The following is a 22,529-nucleotide window of genomic DNA, read 5'->3' as shown; positions in this document are numbered from 1 at the left end:
CCTAGGAGGCAACCATGTCACGTGCTGCTCGCGCGAAGAGGTCGCCGCGCTGGGCGTAGGAAGTGAACTGGTCCCAGGAGGCGCAGGCCGGGGCGAGCATGACGGTGTCACCGGGCCGGGCCAGGCTGGCTGCGGCCCGCACCGCCTCGGTCATCACCTGCTCGGGGGCACCGTCGGCGACGCGCACCAGCGGCAGCTCCGGGGCCTGGCTCCCCAGGGCGGCGAGGACCTGGCTCTGGTCCTTGCCGATCACCACGGCGGCCCGCAGCACCGGGGCGATCTTGGCCACCAGCTCATGGAGGCTGGCGCCCTTGGTGTCACCGCCGACGATCCACACCCCCGTGCCTGCGGGCAGCGCGCTGAGGGCGGCCTCGGCGGCGTGCGGGTTGGTGGCCTTGGAGTCGTCCACCCAGGTCACCCCCCCGCCTAGGGCCACGGTCACGATGCGGTGCGCCCCGGGGCTGAAGGCGCGCAGGCCGGCGGCCACCGACTCGGCCTCCACGCCTGCGGCGCGCGCCAGGCTGGCCGCTGCCAGGGCGTCCTCGACTATGTGGGCGGGCAGCCGCTCCGCCTGGCCGCCCGGGGCCAGATGGGCCAGGTCCGCGACCGTGGCCAGGGGCACCGCCTCCCGGTGGCGCTCCTGGTGGAAGGCCCGGTCCACCAGCAGGTCCTCCACCCGGCCCACCTGCCCCAGACCCGGCGCCCCGAGGGTGAAGCCCACGGCCCGGCAGCCGGCGACGACGTCGGCGTCGCGGACCATCTGCTCAGTGAAGGGATCGGCCAGGTTGTAGACGGCAGCGGCCTGGGCCTGGTGGTAGACGCGGGCCTTGTCAGCCGCGTAGGCCTCCTGGGAGCCGTGCCAGTCCAGGTGGTCGGCGGCCACGTTCAGGCAGACGGCGGCCAGCGGCGACATGCTGCTGGTGGCGTGCAGCTGGAAGCTGGAGAGCTCGACGGCCAGCGCCTGGGCCTGTCCCTGGGCCACCGCCTGGATCACCGGGGTGCCCACGTTGCCTACCGCCGGAGCCTGCAGCCCGGCGGCGGCCAGGATGCTGGCGAGCATGCTGACGGTGGTGGTCTTGCCGTCGGTGCCGGTGATCGCCAGCCAGGGTACCTGCGGGTGGGGGCCCTCCGCCTGCAGGCGCCAGGCCAGCTCCACCTCCGAGACGACCTCACGGCCCAGGGCCTGGGCACGGCGAATGACCGGGGCGTGCGGGGGCACCCCCGGGGAGACCACCACCAGGGGGGCGGCAGCCTCCTCCAGGGCCTGGGCCAGGGCCTCGTCGTCCGCAGCCGTGCGCAGCCGCAGGCTGCCGCCGGAGGACTGGGGGCCCTCCCGGTGCTGCGCGCGCAGGGTGGCAACAGCCTGCTCGGAGGCGTCCAGTGCCTCCACGTGCGCCCCCAGGGCCAGGGCCACCTCGACCACCGCGCGACCGGTGCCGCCCAGACCTACTACCGCCACCCGCGCGCCTGCGAGGACGCTCATGCCAGCAGCCACTCCGCGTAGAAGACCCCCAGTCCCAGGGCCACGAACAGTCCGGCGATCAGCCAGAAGCGGATGACCACGGTCACCTCCGCCCAGCCCAGGAGCTCGAAGTGGTGGTGGATCGGGGCCATGCGGAACACCCGGCGGCGGGTCATCTTGAAGAATCCCACCTGAATCACGTCAGAGACGACCTCCATGACGAAGAGCCCGCCGATCAGCACCGCCAGGAACTCGGTGCGGGTCAGGATCGACAGCCCGGCCACGGCCCCGCCCAGGGCCAGGGAGCCGGTGTCCCCCATGAAGATCTGGGCCGGTGAGGCGTTCCACCACAGGAAGCCGAAGCAGGCGCCCATCAGCGCGGCTGCCACCATGGCCAGGTCCCGGGGGTCACGCACCTGGTAGCAGAGCGTGGCCACCGACTCGGCGGGCACGAAGCTGCAGGCCTGGTTGGTCTGCCACACCCCGATCAGCGTGTAGGCCGCGAAGACCATGGCGGAGGAGCCGGCGGCCAGCCCGTCCAGGCCGTCGGTGAGGTTCACGGCGTTGGACCAGGCGGTGATCAGGAAGTTCGCCCACAGGATGAACAGGAACACGCCCAGCCCGATGCCCAGGAAGGCCAGGTCCAGGTTGGTGTCCCGGCTGAAGGACAGGCGGGTGGAGCCCGGCGTCAGGCCGTTCTCGTTGGCGAAGGCCAGCGCCCCCACTGAGAAGATGATGCCGATCAGGGCCTGGCCGAAGATCTTCTGCCAGGGCTTGAGGCCGAGCGAGCGCTCCTTGGCGATCTTGGCGAAGTCGTCCATGAAGCCGATCAGCCCCAGCCCCACCACCAGGAACAGCAGCAGCGTGGCGGAGGCGCGGGGGGCGCGCAGCTCTGACAGGCAGGCGGCGGCGTAGCCGATCACGGTGGACACCAGGATGACCAGGCCACCCATGGTGGGGGTGCCACGCTTGGTGAAGTGGCCCTGGGGGCCGTCCTCCCGGATGAACTGGCCGTACTGCTTGCGGTGCAGGAAGCGGATCAGTGCCGGGGTGCCCATGAAGGTGAGCAGCAGCGAGACCGCAGCCGAGATAAGAATCGCCCTCATGCTGCCAGGACCTCCTTGAGGTGGTCGGCCAGGCGCCAGGCGCCTGAGCCATTGGATCCTTTGACCAGTACAGCGTCCCCGTCGCGCAGCAGGCCCTCCACCTGCGCGACGGCGGCGGCTGCGTCCGGGAAGTGGGCGGTGGCGAGGCCGGGGCTGGCGGCCTGGGCGGCGGCTCGCAGCGGGGCGGTGCCCGCGCCGATGGTGATGAGCAGCGCGGCCCCGGCCTGCGCGGCCAGCTCACCGGTGCGGGCGTGGTCCTGCTCGGAGGTCTCCCCCAGCTCCAGCATCTCTGAGATGACGACGACGCGGCGGCGGTCCCCGGCCAGGGCTGGCAGGGCGGCCAGGGAGGCGGTCATGGAGTCGATGTTGGCGTTGTAGGCGTCGTCGATCAGCAGGACGTCACGGGCCAGGGTGCTGATGTCCATCCGGTGCGGGCTCTCCAGGTGGGCCTGCCCCAGGGCCTGGGCCACCAGCGTGGCAGGGGCCCCGGCTGCCAGGGCCAGGCTGGCGGCGGCCAGGGCGTTGGCGACGTTGTGGGCTCCAGCCAGGCCCAGGCGGGTGGGCACGGGCGCCTCCAGCCCCGGCAGGTGCAGGTTGAAGCTGGCACGGGCCTGCTCCCCCACCTCCAGGTCGGTGGCCCGCACCTGGGCGCTGGGGTCACCGGTGGCAGAGAAGCGCAGCACCGGTCCGGGGGCCAGCGGGGCCATGGCGGCGCAGTGGGGGTCGTCCGCGTTGAGGACCGCGGTGCCGGTGGGCAGCAGGCCGGTGATGATCTCGCTCTTGGCGGCGGCCACGCCCTCCACCGAGCCGAAGCCGCCCATGTGGGCGTGGCCGATCATCAGCACCGCGGCGGCGTCCAGGGGGGCGATGGCGGTGAGGTAGTCGATGTGGCCGACTCCTGAGGCGCCCATCTCCAGCACCAGGTAGCGGGTGGACAGGTCAGTCTCCAGGACGGTCAGGGGCAGGCCGACCTCGTTGTTGAAGCTCTGGCGGGGAGCGATCGTAGGGCCGCAGGCGGCCAGGAGCTGGCGGGTGAGGTCCTTGGTGGTGGTCTTGCCCACCGAGCCGGTCATGGCCACCACGGTCAGCGCCTGGCCCTGCTCACGGGCGTGCTGGCGCATCTGGGCCAGGTGCGCGCGGGCCAGGTCCCCCAAGGCAGCCACGGTGTCCGGCACCTCGATTAGGGCGAGGGCCTGGCTGTCCAGCCCGGCCTCCTGCAGGGAGTCCTGGGCGGCCTGCAGGTCACTGACCAGGGCGGCGCTGGCCCCGGCCCCGGCCACCTGCCCGATGAAGCCGTGCCCGTCGACGCGCTCGCCGGGGATGGCCACGAAGAGCGCACCGGGGCCGGCCTGGCGGGAGTCGGTCACCACCTGCGTGACGGCCTGGGGCGCGGCTGGCGCGGGGGTGACGAGGCGGCCCTGGGTGTGGCTGACGAGCTCGTCGATGGTGCGGGAGATCATGCGGGAGATCCTTCTTTTCGGCGCAGCGCCTCGGCGGCGGCAACGCGGTCGTCCAGGCTGATGTCCTCACCGGCCACGTCCTGGACGGTCTCGTGCCCGCGCCCGGCGATCAGGACGGTGTCCTCGGGGCGGGCCAGCTCCACGGCCTTCCAGATGGCGGCCTCGCGCGGGGCGACCTCCTCCAGCTCCGTGCCACCGGGCCGGGCGGACTGCGCCACGGCCATGAGCTCGGCACGGATCGCGGCCGGGTCCTCGTCGTGGGGGTCGTCGTCAGTGATGATGACGAGGTCCGCGCCCTCGACGGCGATCCGGGCCATCTGTGGGCGCTTGCCGGTGTCCCGGTTACCGGTGGCCCCGAAGACGAGCACCAGACGCCCCTGGACGGTGGGGCGCAGGGAGCGCAGCACCGCCTCCAGGGCCCCCGGGTTGTGGGCGAAGTCGACCAGCACCCGGGGGCCGCTGGTGCCGCTGCCCACGGCCTCCACCCGGCCCGGAACCACCGGGCTCACCCCGGCCTCGCCCAGGGCCTGGCCGATCTCCTCCAGGGGGGTCCCGGCGGCGTGCACCATGAGGACCGCCAGGGCGGCGTTGGCCACGTTGAAGTCCCCCGGCAGGCTGGTGGCGGTCTCCAGCCTCTGGTCCTGGGGCCCCCGCAGCGTGAAGCTGGTGCGGGCGGGCTCGTGGTGCACCGCCTCGATGCTCCAGGTGGCGGGGAAGGCCTGGCCCTCCGGGTCGGCCAGCGGGGTGCGCAGGGTGGTGAGCCGGGCCTGCGGGCTGCTGGCCAGGCGCTGGGCCAGCCGCCGCCCCCAGGGGTCGTCCACGCAGACCACCTGGTGGCGGGAGTGCTGGGGGGTGAAGAGCAGGGCCTTGGCCTCGAAGTACTCCTCCAGGGTGGTGTGGTAGTCCAGGTGGTCCTGGGTGAGGTTGGTGAACCCGGCCACGGTGAAGACCACGGGCTCGGTGCGGTGCATGGCCAGGGCGTGGGAGGAGACCTCCATCACCAGGTCGGTGCCCCCGGCCTCCCGCAGGCAGGTCAGGAAGCGCTGCAGGTCGGCGGGCTGCGGGGTGGTGAGCACGGCTGGGCGGCTGGCCCCGGCCAGGGTGACCTCCACGGTGCCGATCAGTCCCGTCACCTTGCCCAGCTTGCGCAGCACGTGGTCGATCATGGTGGCGGTGGTGGTCTTGCCGTTGGTGCCGGTGACCGCTGCGGTGGTCAGGCCTCCGGCGGGCTGGCCGTAGACCTCCGCTGCCAGGTGCCCCACCACACCGGGCAACTGGGTGCTGGTGAGCACCGGCACCTGGAGGTCCTCCTGGGCCAGCAGGGCGGCGCCGTCGAGATCAGTGAGAACAGCCACAGCCCCGGCCTGGACGGCCTGGCGGGCGTACTGGGCGCCGTGCGCGCGGGCCCCTGGCAGGGCCACGAAGAGGTCCCCGGGGCCCACCTCCGTGGAGCCCTGCGCCACCCCGGTCACCCGGGTCTGCCCCAGCGGCAGGCTGGCGCTGGCGGGCTGCAGCCCAAAGCGTTGAGCCAGGTGCTTGAGGTCTACTGGCTGTACGCGGTGCGGGCGCAGAGGCTCAGCGGACGAGGGGGCGTTCAGGCTCATGGTTCCTCAATCTATCGCGCCAGGTCCCGCTGGCGCGCGTCGGCAGGGCCGTGCCGCAGTCCTCAGGGCAAGGTAGCGGTGCGTGTGACCAGCCTACTGGGAGGCGGGCGGGGCGGTCGATGCGACGACTGACGGATCAGGCTTGACACCGAGCACGTGCATGGTGGCCAGGGCCACCTCCCGGAACAGGGGTCCGGCCACCACCCCGCCGTACACCCCGTGGGCGGGCTTGTGCACCACTACCGACACGGCTGCGGCCGGGGCCGCGGCGGGCAGGAAGCCCACGAAGGAGGCGACCGTGCCGATCTCCTTGCCGCCCTCCAGGATCTGGGTGGTGCCGGTCTTGCCCGCCACCTGGTAGCCGTCCACCGCCGCGGTGGCTGCGGTGCCGCCCGGCTGGGTGACCCCCACCAGCATCTGCGTGAGGGTCTCGGCGGTCTGCTCACTGACCACGCGCACGCCCTGCGGCCGCGGCTGCTCGGTCACTGTGCCCTGGGAGTCGACCCAGGCGTCGATCAGCCGCAGCGGCACCCGCACCCCGCCGTTGGCGACGGCAGCCAGGGTCTGCACCGCCTGGATCGGGGTGCAGGCCACCCCCTGCCCGAACATGGTGGTGTAGCGGGTGCGCCCGTCCCAGTCCTCCGGCGCGGAGAGGATGCCCTTCACCTCCCCGGGCAGCTCGATGCCGGTCAGCTGCCCCCAGCCGAAACGGCGCATGTAGTCGTGGCGCACCGAGTCCTCCAGCAGGTCACCGATAATGACGGTGCCCACGTTCGAGGAGTCCACCAGCACCTGGGTGGCGGTGATGGTGGTGGTCTCGTGGGGGTGGGAGTCCTCAAAGACCTGGCCGTTGGGGGCCGCCCAGGTGTCCGGCACCGTCCAGGTGCTGTCGGCCTTGATCTTGCCCTCCTCCAGGGCGGCGGCGAAGGTCACCACCTTGCCGACGCTGCCGGGCTCGTAGACCACCTCCACGGACCTGGCACCCGTGTTCCCCTCCGTGCTCTGCTCCGGCCGGGTCGGGTCGAAGGAGTTGGAGTCCACCATGGCCAGGACCTTGCCGGTGGCCGGCTCGGTGACCACCACGGAGACCCACTCCGGCTGCCAGGTGCTCATGGCCTGGGCGACGGCGTCCTGGATGACCTTCTGCAGGTCGGCGTCCAGGGTGGTGCGCACGGTGGAGCCCTGCACGGCGGGCACCGTCACCTCCGGCACGGAGGGGATGATCAGCTGCCCGCTGCTGGATCGCTCGTACTGCCGGGACCCGTCCGTCCCGGTCAGCTGCTGGTCCTGGGTGAGCTCCAGACCGGTCTCGGCCTTCATGTAGCGCTGGCGGGTGACCTCGTCCCGGTCGTCGTGGGCGAAGCCGATGATGTTGCCCGCCACGTTGCCCGCCGGGTAGAGGCGCTTGACCCGCTGGTCCCGCTCGATGCCGTGGATGTTCAGGGCGTCCACCCGCCGCCAGACCACCTCGTCGATGGCGGGGGCGATCACCACGTAGGGGCTGTCCCCGATCATCTGGGCGGCAAGCTCGCGAGCGTCCACCCCCAGCAGCGGGGCCAGCTGGGCCGCAGCCTCGATGGCCCCGTGCCCGACCACGTGCTCGTTGTCGGCGGCGTCGTAGATCTTGTGCTCGTACTGGGAGATGAGGGTCTGGTTCACGGCGACGTCGTAGACCACCATGGAGGAGGCCAGCACTATCCCTTTACGGTCCTGTATCTCTCCGCGCAGCGAGCGCAGAGGGGTGCTGCCCTGGCGGACGCGCCGAGCCTGCGCGGCGGCCTCGGAGGCCGAGAAGGCTTCAAAGTACGCCAGGCGGAGGGTGACGGCCGAGAACCCGAGCAGGCCCAGGGCCTGCAGGGCGGAGCGGCGGGACAGGTTCACTGCGCCTGCCCGGGAGTGGGGGCCGGGGACTGGTCGGTGGGCGCCGGGGCCTCTGCGGCCGGGGCGGCCGACTCGGGCTTGCGAGCCCCGAAGAGCCGGGGGTCAGGGGCCTTGGGCGCCTGGGCGGGCTTGCCGCCCGAGACACTGCCAGTGCCCAGGTCCACCAGGCCAGGCATATCCGCCGGGACCATGCCCAGGCTCCGGGCCCGGTCGGACAGGGCGGCGGAGGAGCTGCGCTGGTCCAGCTGGGCCTGAAGCACCACGGAGGCCTCCCGCGCCTCGGCGGCGGCCTCCCGGGTGCGCTGCAGGTCTCCGGCGGTGCGGGCCATGAGGGCGTTGAGCAGCAGGGCCACCCCCAACGCCGTCAGGAGCAGGCTGATGACCAGCCCGAGGAAGGGCAGGGTGGAGCGTGAGGGGGTCAGTGCGTGCACCACGGACAGGGTGGGGCGCGCCTGGGCGGCGGGACGCTGGGCGGAAGCGGCCCCAGCGCCTCGGGGGCGCAGGACACGGGCGGCCTGGGCAGTCATCGACGGCTCCTTCCTCTGGTGCTGCGGTCACGGTTACTAACGGGCTTGCTGCTGGGGACTCTTCTGGCGGCCTGCTGACTGCCTGCCGCCCGGCCTTGCGCCGACGCCTGGGCAGCGGGCCGGGTGCGGACGGCGGCGCGCAGGCGGACGGGGGCGGACCTGGGGTTGCGGGCCACCTCGGCCTCGTCAGCCTGCTCCGCGCCGTGGACCAGCAGCTCCAGGTAGGGGAGGTCGGTCTCTGGCACCACGGGCAGGCCCTCGGGGGCGCGGGAGCGTGCCCCTCGCCCCAGCTCGGACTTGACCAGCCGGTCCTCCAGCGACTGGTAGGACTCGACCACCAGCCTGCCGCCTACGCGCAAGGAGTCCAGGGCCCGGGGCAGGGCCCGGGCCAGCACGTCCAGCTCGCTGTTCACCGCCACCCGTAGGGCCTGGAAGGTCCGCTTGGCGGGGTTCCCCCCGGTGCGGCGGGCAGCGGCCGGGACGCACTCGCGCACCACCTCCACCAGGGCGTCGGTGGTGAGCACGGGCTGTCCCGCCTCCCGACGGCGGACGATGGCAGCCGCTATACGAGGGGCGAAACGCTCCTCGCCGTAGTCGCGCAGGATACGGGTGATCTCCCCGGTGGTAGCCGTGGCCAGCAGCTCGGCGGCGCTGCGGCCCCGGCTCTGGTCCATGCGCATGTCCAGCGGTGCGGGCCTGGCGTAGGAGAAGCCCCGGGGGGCGTCGTCGAGCTGCAGGGAGGAGACCCCCAGGTCCATCAGCACGCCGTCAACCAGCCCGCCCATATCAGCCTGGGCGTGCTCGGCTGCTACCTGGAGGACGTCGTCGTAGGTGGTACGCACCGCCTTGAAGCGCTCCCCGAAGGGTGCCAGGCGCTGGCTGGCCAGGGCGACAGCCTGCGGGTCCCGGTCTATGCCGATGACGGTAAGGCGGTCGAAGCGCTGCAAGGCGGCCTCAGTGTGCCCGCCCATACCCAGGGTGCAATCGATGAGTACAGGACCGGCCTGGGAGGGGCTGGACTCCAGGGCCGGGGCCAGCAGGTCCAGGCAGCGCTCAAGCAGCACGGGTGTGTGCCGCTGTGCCGCGGGCCGACCGCCGGGCTGGTCACTGGTGCCGGGCTGGTCGCCGGCGTCCGGCTGGGTGCTGGTGCTGGACACTGGTCCTCTCCTCTCCTGTCTGCTGTTGGTGGGCTGTCTGCTGGTGGCTACAGGTGTGCTGCAGATTCCAGCTGGCTGCCTGCCACTGCTGGGCTGCGCCGGTTCCTTCTCCTTGCAGCGTCTGGAGCCTGTCCCTATGGGCTTGTCTGGCTCTGTACGCCCGTCCTGCCAGGACTCCCTCCGCTGGGTCCGGCGCCGGGGAAGTGACGTCGGAGCGTGCGGTTGGAGACCTCACGGGACGGGCTCAGGGACGAGGCACCACGGCTGGTGCGACGGCGTCCAGGGCGCCGCTCAGAAGAAACCAGGCAGGACCTCCTCAGCCGTGTCGGCGAAGACCTGTTCCTGCTCAGCCAGGTAGGCCTCCCAGGTCTTGGCGTCCCAGATCTCCACCCGGGAGCCGGAGCCGACCACTGCCAGGTCGCGCTCCAGCCCCGCGTAGGCGCGCAGGTTCTGGGGCAGGGTGATGCGGCCCTGCTTGTCGGGTATCTGCTGGTCAGCGCCCGAGAGCATCACGCGGACGTAGTCCCGGGCCTGCTTCTGGGCCAGGGGGGCCGCGCGCAGCTGGGCGTACATCTGCTCGAACTCCTTGATCGGGAAGGCGTACAGGCAGTGGTCCTGTCCGCGGGTGATGACCACGCCCCCAGCCAGCTCGTCACGAAACTTCGCGGGAAGGATCAGGCGGCCTTTCTCGTCGAGGCGAGGCGCGTGCGTACCCATGAACATGACGGCACGCTCCTCCCACTCGCCGAATCACTTGCTACCACCATACTCCACTTTCCTCCACATCACTCCCCCCTTCACCCGGAAGAGCCCTCCCGCAGATCAAACTGATACACAAGAACCGCATGAACAAGCCGTTTCTGCCTGGGGAGCGGCGGTGGAGGGTTTTGCCACGCCGGAGGCTGATCACCCTGCGCAGCCCGGCCCAGCAGCCTGGTGACGGCCCCCGTTCCCACTAGGGGCACAGCAGCCCCAGGAGGCCACATAAGACTGCAAATACAGCACTTTCCAGGGACGGGCACCAAGCGCGCCCCGCTGCGCCACCGCTGCGACCAGGTAGCCGGTAAGCATGAGGTGGAGGAAAGTGGAGGACCAGCGGCCCGGGTGGCGGCGTAGCGGCCCGGGTGGAGGCACGCCGGAGCCGTTGCGTACGCCGTCGACGTAGACAGGCCCGGAGCGGCGGCACCGGCGTGGCGCGGCTGCGGCAGGGCTGGACCGACGCGCCCGGTAGAACGGCTAGTGCCCCTGCCACAGATTCAGGGCAGGGGCACTAGCAGGTACCTGTTGCTCCGCAGAGCCACCGGGGGGCGGACTAGCGCTCAGTCTGCCGACGGCGCTCCCAGCGCTCCTCCTGGCGGGACATGAAGGAGCCCTTGCCCGCTCCTGGGCCGGCAGGGCGGTGCTGCGCACGGGGGTCCGGCTCGTGGCTCAGCGCCCGCTGGATACCAAGCACGGCCAGCGCGAATCCCGTAAGTCCGAGCAGCACCCCCAGGACGGCGTGGCGCACCGTGACACCAGCCACCAGGGAAACCAGCCCCAGCAGGACCAGGGCGACGCCCAGGCCGACGCGGCGCGGGGACAGGCGTGAACGGCTCGGGTGGGAGCTGGTCATGGTCTGGACCAGCTCGGGGTCCTCAGCGCTGAACTGGCGCTCCATCTCCCGCAGCATCCGCTCGTCGCGTTCCGACAGGGCCATCATCCACCTCGGTTCCCTGGTCCTACTGTGGTCGCCCGTGACCACCTGACAGCTTTCAACCAAAGAATATGCGGTCTGCCCCGGGAACGGAAACGCGGGCCCGGGGCCTTCCCCAGGGCCGCTCCGGCAGCCCCGCGCCCCCGGCCCCGCAGCCCTTGCTCCACCGCGCCCCAGCCACCCGGCGACGGCCCGGAGAGCCGCAGGCACGAGCAGGCCCCGCCGTCAGGCCTACCGGCGACACGACGCCGGACATACCGGCCCCGGGGCACGACCAGGGGCTCAGCCTCTGTGATCCGTCTGACGCAGGAGGCTCGCGGGCAGCAGCGCACCCCGGCCCCAGCGGCGGTTGACGGCGTCCACCGCACGCTCGGCCTGCCCGGCCCGCGGGTCCTCGTCCAGGAGCAGCTGGACGCCCTCGCCCACACGCTCCAGCCCCTCGGCCCGCACCCCCAGGAGCCGGTAGCCACCGCCCGGGACCGGGACCGAGCGCAGCAGGGCCTCCACCGTGGGCCACATCTGTGCCGCCAGGTCTGTGGAGGCGGGCAGGGTGCGGGAGCGGGTCAGGGTCCTGAAGTCGGCGCCCCGGACCTTGACCGCCACCGTCCGGGCCCGTAGCCCGCCGGCCCGCAGCCGCGCCGCCACCTGGTGGCACTGGTCCAGGACCACCAGGCGGGCGTGCTCCGGGTCGGTGACGGTCTGGTAGAAGGTGCTCTCGGTGCCCACGGACTTCTCCTCCCGCGTGGGCCGTACCGGCCGGGGGTCGATCCCCCGGGAGAGCTGCCACAGGTGCCGCCCGGCCGCCCTCCCCAGGATCTTCTCCAGGCGCTCAGGCTCGGTGCGCGCCAGGGTGCGCACGTCCTCGATGCCCCAGCGGGCCAGCACCTGCGCGGACCTCTCCCCCACCCCCCACAGGGCCCCGACCGGCAGCAGGTCCAGGAACTCCCGCGTGGCGGGCTCAGGCACCAGCAGCAGCCCGTCGGGCTTGGCGTGGGAGGAGGCGGTCTTGGCCAGGAACTTGGTGGCGGCCACCCCCACCGAGGCGGGCAGCCCCGTGCGCTCGCGCACCTGGGCGCGGATCCACTGGGCGATCTGCACCGGCGAGCCCATACGCCTACGGGCCCCGGACACGTCCAGGAAGGCCTCGTCCACGCTGAGCTGCTCCACCAGGGGTGTCACCTCCCCCAGCACCGCCATGACCCGCCGGGAGAACGCGGAGTACAGGGAGTGGCGCACCGGCAGCACCACCGCCTGCGGGCACAGCCGCAGGGCCCGCCCCATCGGCATGGCCGAGCTGACGCCGTAGGCGCGGGCCTCGTAGGAGGCGGCGCAGACCACCCCGTGCCCGTCCTGCCCGCCCACCACCACGGGCCGCCCTACCAGCTCGGGGTGCTCCAGCAGCTCCACGGAGGCGAAGAAGGCGTCCATGTCCACGTGCAGGATCGGTGTGGCGGAGTCGTCGTCCCCCCAGGAGCGGCGAGCCTGGGCGCTGCGTGGCGCTCTGCTCATAAACCCTCCCTCCACCGGTTGCGCGTCCCGGCCCGGCCCCGCGGCGCCGGGCCGTCAGCCTGTACCCTCACGCTCAGGCTAGCGTGAGCCTGTGACACGCAGCCCCGCCCGCAGCACCCGCCCACCCGCGCGCGGGGGCACGAGCCTGGCGGCCCTGCCGGTGGGACCGGTGCAGACCTCCCTGGCCACCGCCGAGCTGGTGCGCCGGGACTCCGGCGTACTGCTCCTGCTAGACGGCACCGAGTCCTCCTTCATCGACCTGGCTGACCCCCAGCACCTCGCCTTCGAGTACCAGCAGCAGATGGACGCCGCCCTGCGGGTGCTGCTGGCAGAGCCCACACCGGTGCGGGCTGTGCACCTGGGTGGGGCCGCCTGCGCCCTGGCGCGGGCCTGGGACTGCACCCGCCCCGGCTCCACCCAGCTGGCGGTGGAGCTGGACCAGCTGCTGGCCGAGCAGGTGCGCCAGTGGTTCAACCTGCCCCGCTCCCCCCGGCTACGCATCCGGGTGGGCGACGCCGCCCAGGTGGCACAGACCCTGCGCCCCTCCCAGTGGGACGTGGTGGTGCGGGACGTCTTCGCGGGCGCGGTGGTGCCGGAGACGGTGCGCACCCTGGACTTCACCTGGGCCTGCGCCCGGGCCCTGGCCCCCGGCGGGGTCTACCTGGCCAATATCTCCTCCCTGCCCCGCCCCCGGGCGGCGGCCGAGCTGGAGGTGGCCCGGCAGGTCTTCGCCACCACCGCCCTGGTGGCGGACAACGCGGTGGCCCGCGGCAGGCGCCGGGGGAACATGGTGCTGGTGGCCTCAACCTCGCCGTGGACGCCCGGGCAGCGCGAGGAGCTGGAGCGGGCTATGCGGCGGCTGCCGCTGCCAGCCCGCACCTGGGAACTGTCAGACCAGGCCCTGCCGCAGGTGGGCGCGGGCGGCGGCGCCGTCGTCTGAGAGCCTGCCTGGGACAGGAAACAGACCTGCCACAGAACGCAGGCCCACCCAGCCTGAAGACCGCCGGTCCTCAGCGCCCGGCGGAGCCCAGACTGGCATCGTCCGGACCCGCCGCCTCCTTGGCCTCCAGGAAAGCCTCCAGCCGGGCCCCGATCTCGTCGGCGCTGGGCAGGTCCAGAGCACTGCTCGCCTCCGCCTCAACGGCGGGCACGAAGGAGTCGTACTGGGCCTCCAGCGCGGCCACGACCGCCCCGACCTCCGCCTGCGCGGCGGCCTCGGCGTCGATCTCCGCCCGGTTCAGGGTGGCGGCCGCCTCCAGGTCCCCCACCGGCAGGGCCAGGCCGGTGCTCTCCGCCACGGTCCGCAGCAAGGCCGAGGCCCCCTGGGGGAAGTCGTCCCGGGCCACGTAGTGGGGCACCGAGGCGCTGACGCCACGGGAGTCCAGCCCCACCTGCCCCAGGCGCAGCTCCAGGAAGCCGCTCATGGTGCCGGGCAGCTCCACCCGGCCAAAGAGCTCCGGCTGCTCCGGCAGCCTCTCCGGGTGGTTGCCGTGGTGCAGGATGTAGGTGGGGCGCGTGTGCGGGGTGGCCATGGGGATACCGGTCATACCGATGGCCAGCTCCACCCCCAGGCTCTGCACCAGGTGGCTCACGGAGGCCGTGAACTCCTCCCAGCGGTAGTCCGGCTCCGGCCCGTGCAGCAGCAGGAAGGCCTCACCACGGTCGTCATGCACCAGGTCCAGGGCCAGCTCCGGCAGGCTCACGGACTGAAAGCTGCGCTTGTCAAAGACCATCGCCGGACGGCGGGCCCGGTAGTCCACCAGGGCGTCGATGTCGAAGGTGGCGAAACGCTGGTTGGGCAGCGTCATCAGCAACTGCTCCACCGCCAGCGAGCCTGCCCGCCCGGCGTCCATGGCACCGTCAAAGTGGTGCAGCAGGACGCGCGGCGACACCGGCTCACCCTGCGGGTGGTCGATAGTCAGCATCGGCGTCATTCCTGCTCCTCTCCAGAAGGTGTACCAGCCAGTGCAACAAGCCCCAGGGCGCTCCTGTTCCCGACTGCCCCGGGGCAGCCAGCAGCCGCGCTTCGCCTACAGGTGAAGACTGCTGCAAGCCCCTAGCAAGGAGAATAATGGATCGGCCTGAACCAGGCGTCCGCACCAGCCGCCGCTGGCGCCCATGAGAGGAATCCTGTGACCTACTCCGACTTCCGGCCAGACGGTGCTGACCGCGAGGTCCCCCCTGCGCCCACCGGCCCCGCCCCGACAGGTAACGACGTCGCCCCGGGCCCGGCCACCGCTGCGCCTGCCAGCGCCCGCGAGCGCGAGATGGCCGGTGAGCAGCGCCTGGTGGACCGCGCCTACCACGAGCTGGACCGGCAGCTGGCCCAGGCCCGGGAGTCCCTGGCGCGCACGGAGGCGGCCGGGGCGCACGGCACCCACCAGGCGCGCGGTGAGCGGGACGCCTACGCCGCCCACTACAGCGCCCAGGTCAGCGCCCTGGAGGGGGTGGAGGACCGGCTGGTCTTCGGGCGCATGGACATGCTCCCTGACAGCGCCCCGGGCACCGCCTCCGCCCCGGCGGATGGACCCGGACGCCACTACGTGGGCCGATTGGGCCTGCAGGACGAGCGCCGTCGGGAGGTGGTGCTGGACTGGCGGGCCCCCTTGGCCCGGGCCTTCTACCAGGCCACCGCCTCCCGCCCCATGGGGCTGCTGCGCCGACGGCATATCGACACCCGGGGGCGGCGGGTCGTCTCCCTGGAGGACGAGCTCATCAGCGTGGACGCGCTGGCGGCGCCGGAGGGCGCTAAGGGCCAGAAGGTGGCGGCGGAGGGGCTGCAGGGCGAGGGGGCGCTGATCGCCGCCATGTCCACGGCCCGGGACGGGCGCATGGGTGACATCGTGGCCACCATCCAGGCCGAGCAGGACCGGGTGGTGACCTCCAGCGGGCGGGGCGTGCTGGTGGTCCAGGGCGGGCCCGGCACCGGCAAGACGGCGGTGGCCCTGCACCGGGTGGCCTACCTGTTCTACGCGGAGCGGGAGCGCCTGGAGCGCACCGGCGTGCTCCTGGTGGGCCCCTCCCGGACCTTCCTGCGCTACGTGGAGCAGGTGCTGCCCTCCCTGGGCGAGACGGGTGTGGTGTCCACCACCATCGGCGACCTGGTTCCCGGGCTGCACGCGCACGGCACCGAGCCCACCCAGGTGGCTGAGGTCAAGGGCCGGGCCCTGTGGGCGCAGGTGCTGCGCCGGGCGGTGCGCAACCTCCAGCGGGTGCCGCAGGAGCCCCGCCCGATCCGGGTGCAGGGCACCACGGTGCACCTGCTGCCGCGGGACGTACGTGAGGCCATGGCGCGGGCCCGCCGCTCCGGCAAGCCCCACAACCTGGCCCGGGAGACCTTCGTGCTCTTCCTCCTGGACTGCCTGACCGAGCAGTACGCCGCCGCCACCCGGCAGGACGCCTCCGACCCGGACACCAAGGCCTGGATCCGGGAGGACATCCGCACCGCCCGGGACGCCCGCCGGGAGATCAACCTGTGCTGGATGCCGACGGCGCCGGTGGGCCTGCTGGAGCGGCTCTGGGCCCGCCCGCAGCTGCTGGCGCAGCTGGCCCCTGAGCTCAGCGCGGCGGAGCGGGCGCTGCTGGAGCGGCCCCTGGGCTCTCCCCTGTGCCCCGCCGACGTCCCCCTGGTGGACGAGCTGGCCGAGCTGCTGGGGCCCAGCGAGGACGCCGAGGCGCGCCGGGCCCGGCAGGAGGCCCGCCGTCGTGAGGCGGAGGTGGCTTACGCCGCCCAGGCGATCGAGTCGCAGGACCTGGGCGGGGGCATGGTCACCGCCGAGATGCTGGCGGACCGTTTCGCTGACCGGGGCCCGAGCCTGACCCTGGCGGAGCGGGCGCGGGCGGACCGTTCCTGGACCTACGGGCACGTGGTGGTGGACGAGGCCCAGGAGCTGGGGGCGATGGCGTGGCGGGCCCTGGCCCGGCGCTGCCCGGTGCGCTCCTTCACCGTGGTGGGTGACCTGGCCCAGTACTCGGGGGCGCAGGCACCTGCCTCCTGGGAGGAGGTCCTGGCGGCTCTGGGCACGAGCGCAGCCCGGTCCGCCGGGGGGCGGGAGCCGGAGCCGCGAGCGGTGCAGGACACGCAGAGGCGTACGGACCCCGCGCGGGCCAGGTCTGTGCATGATGAGCGGGACCGGACCCGGGAGGCTCGGAGCAGCCGGGGCACGGGCGGCTCCACCCCTTTGACCCAGGAGGTGCTGACCGTCTGCTACCGCACCCCGGCCTCGATCATGCGGGCTGCCGAGCAGGTGGCTGAGGGCCTGGGGCACCCGGCGGTGTACCCGGTCCGCTCGGTGCGGGACCTGCCGGAGTGCCTGCAGGTGGATGACCTGACGGCGCTGGCTGATGACGTTCCCGCCTGGGAGCAGACGCTGCGGGAGGCGGTGGAGGGTGAGCTCAGCCGCCTGGACGCTGAGGTGGGGGCCGGGGCGGGGCGGCTAGCCGTTATCAGTGCCCGGCCCCAGCAGGTCCTGGAGGCCCTGGTGGCCAGCCCCCGGCTGCAGAAGGCCCTGCAGGCTCCCGACGACGACGTGCTGCGCTCCCGGGCGGCTGTTATGGGACCGGTGGCCTCCAAGGGGCTGGAGTTCGACGTGGTGGTCCTGGTGGACCCGGCGCAGGTCGGGGCGGCGAGCCCCGGTGACCTCTACGTGGCCATGACGCGCCCCACCCGCCGTCTGCGGGTGCTCAGCCGCCTGCCACTGCCCCACGGGCTGGACCAGGGCGGGCTGGACCAGGGCGGGCTGGACCAGGCCTGAGCCGGCGCCGGGCACCGCCAGGCCCCGGCTCCGAGAGGGGCAGTACTGCGGCGCGCTGACCGGGTCGCGCCCGTGGCTGCAGCCTGGCCTGCAACCAGCCCCCCCCACCCGCAAGCGCGCCTGTGCACAGACCTACCAGGACCCTTGCCGGAGACCGGAGCCGGGCACCGCCAGGCCCCTGGGCCGCTGGCCGCACCCGGCCCCGTAGGCTACGGTTACGTAGGTTCTATCTGGCAGGCCGTCAACCTCTGGCTGACGCGCCCCTACTCCGGCAAGGGAGTCAACGTGAGCAGTGCCGACGACCCCACCCCCGCCCCGGCTCCCGCGGGTCGACCGAAGCCTGCCAGCCCGGAGGGCACTGCCGTCGCGGGCGGTGCTGCGCTCCCGGACGGCACTGCCAACCAGTACCAGCGCCCCCACTACGCCCCCGGGGTCCCGGCGGTGATAGCCCCGGTGACCCAGCCGCTCACGGAGGTGCTGGAGCGGGCCTGCCGGGGCTACCCCGAGCGTGTGGCTATCGACTTCATGGGGGCTGGCACCACCTACGCCGAGCTGGCCCAGCAGGTGGCCTGCACCGCTGAGGCGCTACGCCGGGCCGGGGTCGGCAAGGGCGACGTGGTGGCGGTGATCCTGCCCAACTGCCCCCAGCACGTGGTGCTGGCTTACGCGGCCTGGCGGATCGGCGCGATCGTGGCGGAGCACAACCCCTTGGCCCCAGCCGCCCAGCTGCGGGAGCAGATCGAGCTGCACCGGGGTCGGGTGGTGATCGCCTGGGAGAAGACCCTGGACAAGCTCACCCGGGCCACCGGCTCGCTGGGGGCCGCAGGTCTAGGGGGCCTGGCGGTCTACGCCGTCGACCTGTCGCGGGGGCTGCCCTGGTCCAGCCGCCTGGCGCTGCGCCTGCCGCTGGCGGCGGCCCGCGCCCACCGTGACGAGCTGCGCGGCCAGGTGCCTGCCGGGGTGGCCTCCTGGGACGACCTGGTGGCCGCCTGCCCGCCGTTGGCCACCTCCCACCCGCAGCCTGGGGTCGACGACGTGGCGGTGCTGCTGCACACCGGCGGCACCACCGGCACCCCCAAGGCCGTCAAGCTCACCCACGCGAACCTGCGTTCCAACGCCGAGATGAGCCTGGCCTGGGCCAGCCAGGCCACTGAGAGGGGGCAGGAGACCTTCTACTCGGTGCTGCCCTTCTTCCACGCCTTCGGACTGTCTCTGTGCCTGCTGTGCGCGGTGGGCCTGGCAGCCACGCAGGTGATCCTGCCGAAGTTCAGTGCGGACCTGGTGCTGTCGGCCTGGCGACGGCGGGGCTGCACCTTCTTCCCCGGGGTGCCGGTCATGTTCGAGCGGATAGCCTCCAAGGCAGCGGCCACCGGCGCGGACCTGTCATCCTGCAAGGTGGCGGTCTGCGGGGCCGCCGCCACCCCGGCGCAGGTGGCCTCCGCCTGGGAGCAGCTGACCGGCGGCGTGATTATCGAGGGCTACGGGATGACCGAGGCCTCCCCGATCCTCCTGGGCAACCCGATCTCCCCGGAGCGGCGCCCCGGCGCCCTGGGGGTGCCCTTCCCGTCCACGGACGTGCGCCTGGTGGACCCGGAGAACCCGGAGCAGGAGGTCGCGGCGGGTGAGATCGGTGAGCTGGTGGCGCGCGGGCCGCAGGTCTTTGCGGGCTACTGGGACAACCCTGAGGAGACGGAGGCGGTCATGCTGCCCGGCGGCTGGCTGCGCACCGGCGACCTGGCCCGCCAGGAGCCCGACGGCTTCTACGTGATGGCTGACCGCCGCAAGGAGCTGATTATCTCCGGCGGCTTCAACGTGTACCCCACCGAGGTGGAGAAGGCCCTGCGCTCCATGCCCCAGGTCGCGGACGTGGCGGTGGTGGGGCTGCCGGCGTCCACCGGGGACGAGTCCGTGGTGGCGGCAATCGTGCCCCACGAGGGGCAGACGGTCACCCTGGAGCAGGTGCGCGCCTGGGCGGAGAAGACCATCTCCCACTACGCCCTGCCCCGGCAGGTCACGATCCTTACCGAGCTGCCACGCTCCCAGATCGGCAAGGTCATGCGGCGCGTGGTCCGCGAGGAGCTGCTGGCGAAGGTCTCCCAGACCCTGGGCAAGGTGGAGGACCTGGCCTCCGGCTCCACCCCCAAGGACCATCTCGCGAGACCGGGACATATGGACCGCGAGACCGGGACATATGGCTCACGAGACCGGTAAGGTTCACCTTAGTCTGCGGATAACTCCTTAGCCGCGGCGCTGCTCTGACCCGCAGCGGCGCGCGGCAGGTCGCAGAGGCACGGCGCCCACAGCCCGGCCCGCGCAGGCAGGGACCAGCGGCGGAGTAGTCTCCGACGGGTCGGGCAGGTTAAGCCCGGCGCGCGCAGCCGGAGGCCAGTGACCTGCTTGCCCCCACTCGGGATGCAGCAGGCCCCACCCGCCCTACAGCAGACCGCACTCGCTCAGGGTCTGCCGCAGGGCCGCGACCTCACTCTCTGAGACACCCACCAGCGGCAGGCGCAGGCAGGCGTGTGGCAGGCGGCCCTGGAGCGCCAGCGCCTCCTTGGCCATGACCGCCCCCTGACCGCCCCCCATGATGGCCCGCACCAGCGGACGCATACGCTGCGCCACCGCCCGAGCCCCGGCCAGGTCCCCGGCGTCGACCTCCTGGATCATCTCGCGCCAGGAGTGGGCGTCCGCGTGGGCCACCACGCTCACCACGCCGCTGGCCCCGTGGGTCAGCCAGGCGAAGTTCAGGCCGTCGTCGCCCGAGTAGTACTCCAGTCCGGTGCGCTCCATGCGCTCGAAGCCCTGCTCGACGTCGCCGGTGGCGTCCTTGACGGCCAGCACCCGCTCGTGGGCCGCCAGGCGGTCCAGGGTCGAGTCCTCAATGCGCACGCCGGTGCGGCCCGGGATGTCGTAGAGCATGACCGGCAGGTCGGTGGCCTCCACCACCGCCATAATATGCCGGTACACGCCCTCCTGGCTGGGACGGTTGTAGTAGGGGGCGTTGATGAGCAGCCCCTCCGCCCCCGCCTCCTGGGACCCGACACCGATCCGGACGGCGTGGGCAGTGTCGTTGGAGCCGGCCCCGGCCATCAGGAAGGCCCGCCCCGCCAGCGCGTCCTTGACCTCCCGCAGCAGGGTCTGCTTCTCCGGCAGGTGGGTGGTGGGGGCCTCACCGGTGGTACCAGCCAGCAGGATCATGTCCGCGCCGTCCTCCACCAGGGAGACCGCCAGGGACTGGGCCGCAGGGACGTCGATCTCGCCGTCGGGCTTGAAGGGCGTGACCATGGCAACACCGACGGAGCCAAAGGAGCGGGAGGGAAGCGCGTTCATAGCAACAGGGTAGCGGTCTGGGCCACAGACTCCAGGGCTTTCCACGGCCGGGGCCTTAGGCTCAGCCCATGAGTGACCTCTCCGGCAACCTGGCCCCCGCCGTCCCTGGTTTCGTACGCCGTGCCCGGAGCGCCGACCTGGAGGACATGGGGCGGGTGCACGCACAGTCCATGCTGGCCTCCTTGCAGGCCGGTCTGGGGGGCGCGCTGCCGCTGGAGGTCCGGCAGGCGGTCAGCGCCACGGAGCTGTCCCGTGGGTGGACGACGGCGGTCGCCTCCCCGCCCAGCCCGAAGCACCACGTGCTGGTGGCCACCCAGGCGGAGAAGGTGGTGGGGCTGGCGGCCCTGGCCCCGTCCTGGCAGGTGGACGCCACCGGAGAGGCACTCCCTGATGGGGACAAGGCCGCGGAGGTCACGGCCATGGGGGTGCTGCCTGCGCACCAGCGCCAGGGACACGGTTCCCGGCTGCTGGCGGCCTGCGCCGACCACGCCCGGGCGGACGGAGCCAAGGTGCTGGTGGTCTGGGCGGTGCGCGGGGACGAGTCCTGGAGCCGGACACTGACGGCTGCGGGACTGGCTCCTACTGGGGCGCACCGGCTGCTGCCGGTGGGTGCCGGCGTGACGGAGGAATGCTGGGCCGCGGCCTTGTGAGATCGGCAGCACCAGGTACGGCCCGACGGCTCAACCTAGGGGACGCACACGTCTGACCAGGTCGGTCAGGGGCAGGCGGTTGGAGCGCCCGGTACGGCGACTGCGGGCACGTGCACGGCCACTGGTCGATGACACGGACAACGAGCCGGTAGTGGTCCTCCGGGGTCAACGGATTGTTAGGGCGGGGCATGGCAGCGTGCTCCCAACCGCTCAAGGATTCTTGCTGCCACCACCAGTCCTGCCCCAGCCCGAGCCCACTGCCCCTGTACAAGCCCAGTGACCACGACGTCACACCCAGCAGCAACCAGGGCGTAGAGGTCCTGCCCCGGTCAGAGGTCGAGTATCTGGTCCAGGCCGACGGTCAGGCCCTCCCGTTCACCGATCTTGCGCACGGCCAGGAGCACACCGGGCATGAAGCTGACGCGGTCAAAGCAGTCGGTGCGGATGGTGAGCTGCTCGCCAGGGTTGCCTAGCAGCACCTCCTCGTGGGCGGTCAGGCCGCTCAGGCGCACCGCGTGCACCCGGACGCCGTCGACCAGGCCGCCCCGGGTGCCCTGCGGGTCAGTCTCGGTGGCGTCGGGGGAGCTGTCGCGGCCCGCCTGCTGCCGGGCTGCGGCGATGGCGGCGGCGGTGGCCGTGGCGGTGCCGGAGGGGGCGTCCACCTTGGCCGGGTGGTGCAGCTCGATCACTTCTACGGACTCGAAGTAGGGGGCGGCCAGGGCCGCGAAGCGCATGGACAGTACCGCGGAGAGGGCGAAGTTCGGGGCGATCAGCACGCTTCTGCCAGCGGCCTCCGGGCTGGCCAGGTGTGTGCGCACCCGCCCGTAGGAGTCCTTGGTCCAGCCGGTGGTGCCGACGACGACGTCGACCCCGGCGTCGATGAGGGCGTGGACGTTGCTCTCGGTTACGGCCGGGACGGTGAAGTCGACGGCGACCTGGGCCCCGGCGAGGGTCGTGGGACTGATCTCGTCCCCGGCGTCCAGGCGGGCGACGAGCTCCATCCCGCTGGCAGCCTGCACGGCCTGGCAGACGGTGCTTCCCATGCGCCCGGCGGCGCCGATAACTGCTACGCGAATCGTCATGGCTCCACCATACGGCCCGCTTGCGCCTGTTGCCTCCGCGTGAATCTCGTGGTGCATATGTCCCGGTCTCGCGGTACCGATGTCCCGGTCTCGCGAGACCGGGACATATGGCTCACCAGACCGGTACGCACCGACCGTTACCCCCCGAAGTCCCACAGAAAACAACCCCCACGCAGACGCCAGAAACCAGCCCCAGAACAGCAGCCACCACAGCACCCCACCGCTGCAACGATCATGCCACCAACGACGGCACACGACGACGCCCCTGCAAACACAAGCGCTTACGCAACCAGCCCACCAACGACGGCACACGA

The 22,529-nt window shown here is 72.5% G+C and carries 17 protein-coding genes; 4 read left to right on the top strand and 13 right to left on the bottom strand.

The window, feature by feature from the left end; all coding sequences use genetic code 11:
- Nucleotide 1: 1 nt before the first annotated feature.
- From murD to JG540_RS04055, 10 genes are all read right to left on the bottom strand, one after another.
- Entirely contained in the window at nucleotides 2-1,483 is a 1,482-nt protein-coding gene (gene murD / locus JG540_RS04100; protein WP_200277465.1) for a UDP-N-acetylmuramoyl-L-alanine--D-glutamate ligase, read from the bottom strand.
- Nucleotides 1,480-2,568: a phospho-N-acetylmuramoyl-pentapeptide-transferase gene (gene mraY, locus JG540_RS04095; protein ID WP_200277464.1), complete on the bottom strand. Its 1,089-nt coding sequence runs from the start codon at nucleotides 2,566-2,568 to the stop codon at nucleotides 1,480-1,482. Before mraY ends, murD begins: the two co-directional genes overlap by 4 nt.
- Entirely contained in the window at nucleotides 2,565-4,028 is a 1,464-nt protein-coding gene (locus JG540_RS04090) for a UDP-N-acetylmuramoyl-tripeptide--D-alanyl-D-alanine ligase (RefSeq protein WP_200277462.1), read from the bottom strand. Before JG540_RS04090 ends, mraY begins: the two co-directional genes overlap by 4 nt.
- Complete coding sequence (locus JG540_RS04085) at nucleotides 4,025-5,632, bottom strand: UDP-N-acetylmuramoyl-L-alanyl-D-glutamate--2,6-diaminopimelate ligase (protein ID WP_200277460.1); 1,608 nt, start codon at nucleotides 5,630-5,632, stop codon at nucleotides 4,025-4,027. Before JG540_RS04085 ends, JG540_RS04090 begins: the two co-directional genes overlap by 4 nt.
- Before the next feature lie 93 nt (nucleotides 5,633-5,725).
- Nucleotides 5,726-7,513 (bottom strand): peptidoglycan D,D-transpeptidase FtsI family protein, encoded by a 1,788-nt coding sequence (locus JG540_RS04080; protein WP_200277458.1) that lies wholly within the window; start codon nucleotides 7,511-7,513, stop codon nucleotides 5,726-5,728.
- Nucleotides 7,510-8,040, bottom strand: coding sequence for a hypothetical protein (locus JG540_RS04075; protein WP_200277456.1), 531 nt, complete (start codon nucleotides 8,038-8,040; stop codon nucleotides 7,510-7,512). Before JG540_RS04075 ends, JG540_RS04080 begins: the two co-directional genes overlap by 4 nt.
- Nucleotides 8,037-9,197, bottom strand: coding sequence for a 16S rRNA (cytosine(1402)-N(4))-methyltransferase RsmH (rsmH, locus tag JG540_RS04070; RefSeq protein WP_200277454.1), 1,161 nt, complete (start codon nucleotides 9,195-9,197; stop codon nucleotides 8,037-8,039). The genes JG540_RS04075 and rsmH overlap by 4 nt, the downstream gene beginning before the upstream one ends.
- A 291-nt stretch (nucleotides 9,198-9,488) precedes the next feature.
- Nucleotides 9,489-9,920: a division/cell wall cluster transcriptional repressor MraZ gene (gene mraZ / locus JG540_RS04065; protein ID WP_200277452.1), complete on the bottom strand. Its 432-nt coding sequence runs from the start codon at nucleotides 9,918-9,920 to the stop codon at nucleotides 9,489-9,491.
- A 589-nt stretch (nucleotides 9,921-10,509) separates the two neighbouring features.
- Nucleotides 10,510-10,893, bottom strand: a complete 384-nt coding sequence (locus JG540_RS04060; protein ID WP_200277451.1) for a DUF3040 domain-containing protein — start codon at nucleotides 10,891-10,893, stop codon at nucleotides 10,510-10,512.
- A 279-nt stretch (nucleotides 10,894-11,172) separates the two neighbouring features.
- On the bottom strand, nucleotides 11,173-12,399 hold the full coding sequence (locus JG540_RS04055) for a DNA polymerase IV (RefSeq protein ID WP_200277448.1): 1,227 nt from the start codon (nucleotides 12,397-12,399) through the stop codon (nucleotides 11,173-11,175).
- Nucleotides 12,400-12,568: 169 nt separating this feature from the next.
- Between JG540_RS04055 and JG540_RS04050 the strand changes: the two genes are divergently transcribed.
- Nucleotides 12,569-13,339, top strand: coding sequence for a spermidine synthase (locus tag JG540_RS04050; protein WP_200278073.1), 771 nt, complete (start codon nucleotides 12,569-12,571; stop codon nucleotides 13,337-13,339).
- Between the two features lie 70 nt (nucleotides 13,340-13,409).
- Here the strand turns inward: JG540_RS04050 and JG540_RS04045 are convergent, their stop codons facing one another.
- Nucleotides 13,410-14,333 carry a PAC2 family protein gene (locus JG540_RS04045; protein WP_200277446.1) on the bottom strand — a complete coding sequence of 308 codons (924 nt, stop codon included), beginning with the start codon at nucleotides 14,331-14,333 and terminating at the stop codon, nucleotides 13,410-13,412.
- 333 nt (nucleotides 14,334-14,666) lie between these two features.
- On the opposite strand from JG540_RS04045, the gene JG540_RS04040 reads away from it, so the two are divergent.
- Both JG540_RS04040 and JG540_RS04035 read left to right on the top strand, forming a co-directional pair.
- Complete coding sequence (locus JG540_RS04040; protein ID WP_200278071.1) at nucleotides 14,667-17,153, top strand: HelD family protein; 2,487 nt, start codon at nucleotides 14,667-14,669, stop codon at nucleotides 17,151-17,153.
- Nucleotides 17,154-17,438: 285 nt separating this feature from the next.
- Nucleotides 17,439-19,364 carry an AMP-binding protein gene (locus JG540_RS04035; protein ID WP_200278069.1) on the top strand — a complete coding sequence of 642 codons (1,926 nt, stop codon included), beginning with the start codon at nucleotides 17,439-17,441 and terminating at the stop codon, nucleotides 19,362-19,364.
- Nucleotides 19,365-19,586: 222 nt separating this feature from the next.
- Here the strand turns inward: JG540_RS04035 and dapA are convergent, their stop codons facing one another.
- On the bottom strand, nucleotides 19,587-20,483 hold the full coding sequence (dapA, locus tag JG540_RS04030) for a 4-hydroxy-tetrahydrodipicolinate synthase (RefSeq protein ID WP_200277444.1): 897 nt from the start codon (nucleotides 20,481-20,483) through the stop codon (nucleotides 19,587-19,589).
- Nucleotides 20,484-20,551: 68 nt separating this feature from the next.
- Here dapA and JG540_RS04025 point away from each other — a divergent pair, with 68 nt between their 5' ends.
- Nucleotides 20,552-21,133, top strand: coding sequence for a GNAT family N-acetyltransferase (locus JG540_RS04025; protein WP_200277442.1), 582 nt, complete (start codon nucleotides 20,552-20,554; stop codon nucleotides 21,131-21,133).
- A gap of 329 nt (nucleotides 21,134-21,462) precedes the next feature.
- Here the strand turns inward: JG540_RS04025 and dapB are convergent, their stop codons facing one another.
- Nucleotides 21,463-22,215, bottom strand: coding sequence for a 4-hydroxy-tetrahydrodipicolinate reductase (gene dapB, locus JG540_RS04020; RefSeq protein ID WP_200277440.1), 753 nt, complete (start codon nucleotides 22,213-22,215; stop codon nucleotides 21,463-21,465).
- Nucleotides 22,216-22,529: the final 314 nt, after the last annotated feature.

This window comes from Actinomyces weissii (assembly GCF_016598775.1).
GTDB classification, from domain to species: Bacteria; Actinomycetota; Actinomycetes; order Actinomycetales; family Actinomycetaceae; genus Actinomyces; species Actinomyces weissii.
The sequence above is the reverse complement of the archived record's forward strand: the minus strand, read 5'-3'. Positions and strand labels throughout refer to the sequence as shown.

Excerpts from the sequence above, each read along its gene's own strand:
- murD (WP_200277465.1), bottom strand. The coding sequence starts at position 1,483 with ATGAGCGTCCTCGCAGGCGCGCGGGTGGCGGTAGTAGGTCTGGGCGGC.
- mraZ (WP_200277452.1), bottom strand. The coding sequence starts at position 9,920 with ATGTTCATGGGTACGCACGCGCCTCGCCTCGACGAGAAAGGCCGCCTG.
- JG540_RS04025 (WP_200277442.1), top strand. The coding sequence starts at position 20,552 with ATGAGTGACCTCTCCGGCAACCTGGCCCCCGCCGTCCCTGGTTTCGTA.
- JG540_RS04055 (WP_200277448.1), bottom strand. The coding sequence starts at position 12,399 with ATGAGCAGAGCGCCACGCAGCGCCCAGGCTCGCCGCTCCTGGGGGGAC.
- JG540_RS04090 (WP_200277462.1), bottom strand. The coding sequence starts at position 4,028 with ATGATCTCCCGCACCATCGACGAGCTCGTCAGCCACACCCAGGGCCGC.
- JG540_RS04085 (WP_200277460.1), bottom strand. The coding sequence starts at position 5,632 with ATGAGCCTGAACGCCCCCTCGTCCGCTGAGCCTCTGCGCCCGCACCGC.
- mraY (WP_200277464.1), bottom strand. The coding sequence starts at position 2,568 with ATGAGGGCGATTCTTATCTCGGCTGCGGTCTCGCTGCTGCTCACCTTC.
- JG540_RS04060 (WP_200277451.1), bottom strand. The coding sequence starts at position 10,893 with ATGGCCCTGTCGGAACGCGACGAGCGGATGCTGCGGGAGATGGAGCGC.
- dapA (WP_200277444.1), bottom strand. The coding sequence starts at position 20,483 with ATGAACGCGCTTCCCTCCCGCTCCTTTGGCTCCGTCGGTGTTGCCATG.
- dapB (WP_200277440.1), bottom strand. The coding sequence starts at position 22,215 with ATGACGATTCGCGTAGCAGTTATCGGCGCCGCCGGGCGCATGGGAAGC.
- JG540_RS04045 (WP_200277446.1), bottom strand. The coding sequence starts at position 14,333 with ATGACGCCGATGCTGACTATCGACCACCCGCAGGGTGAGCCGGTGTCG.
- JG540_RS04075 (WP_200277456.1), bottom strand. The coding sequence starts at position 8,040 with ATGACTGCCCAGGCCGCCCGTGTCCTGCGCCCCCGAGGCGCTGGGGCC.
- JG540_RS04040 (WP_200278071.1), top strand. The coding sequence starts at position 14,667 with ATGGCCGGTGAGCAGCGCCTGGTGGACCGCGCCTACCACGAGCTGGAC.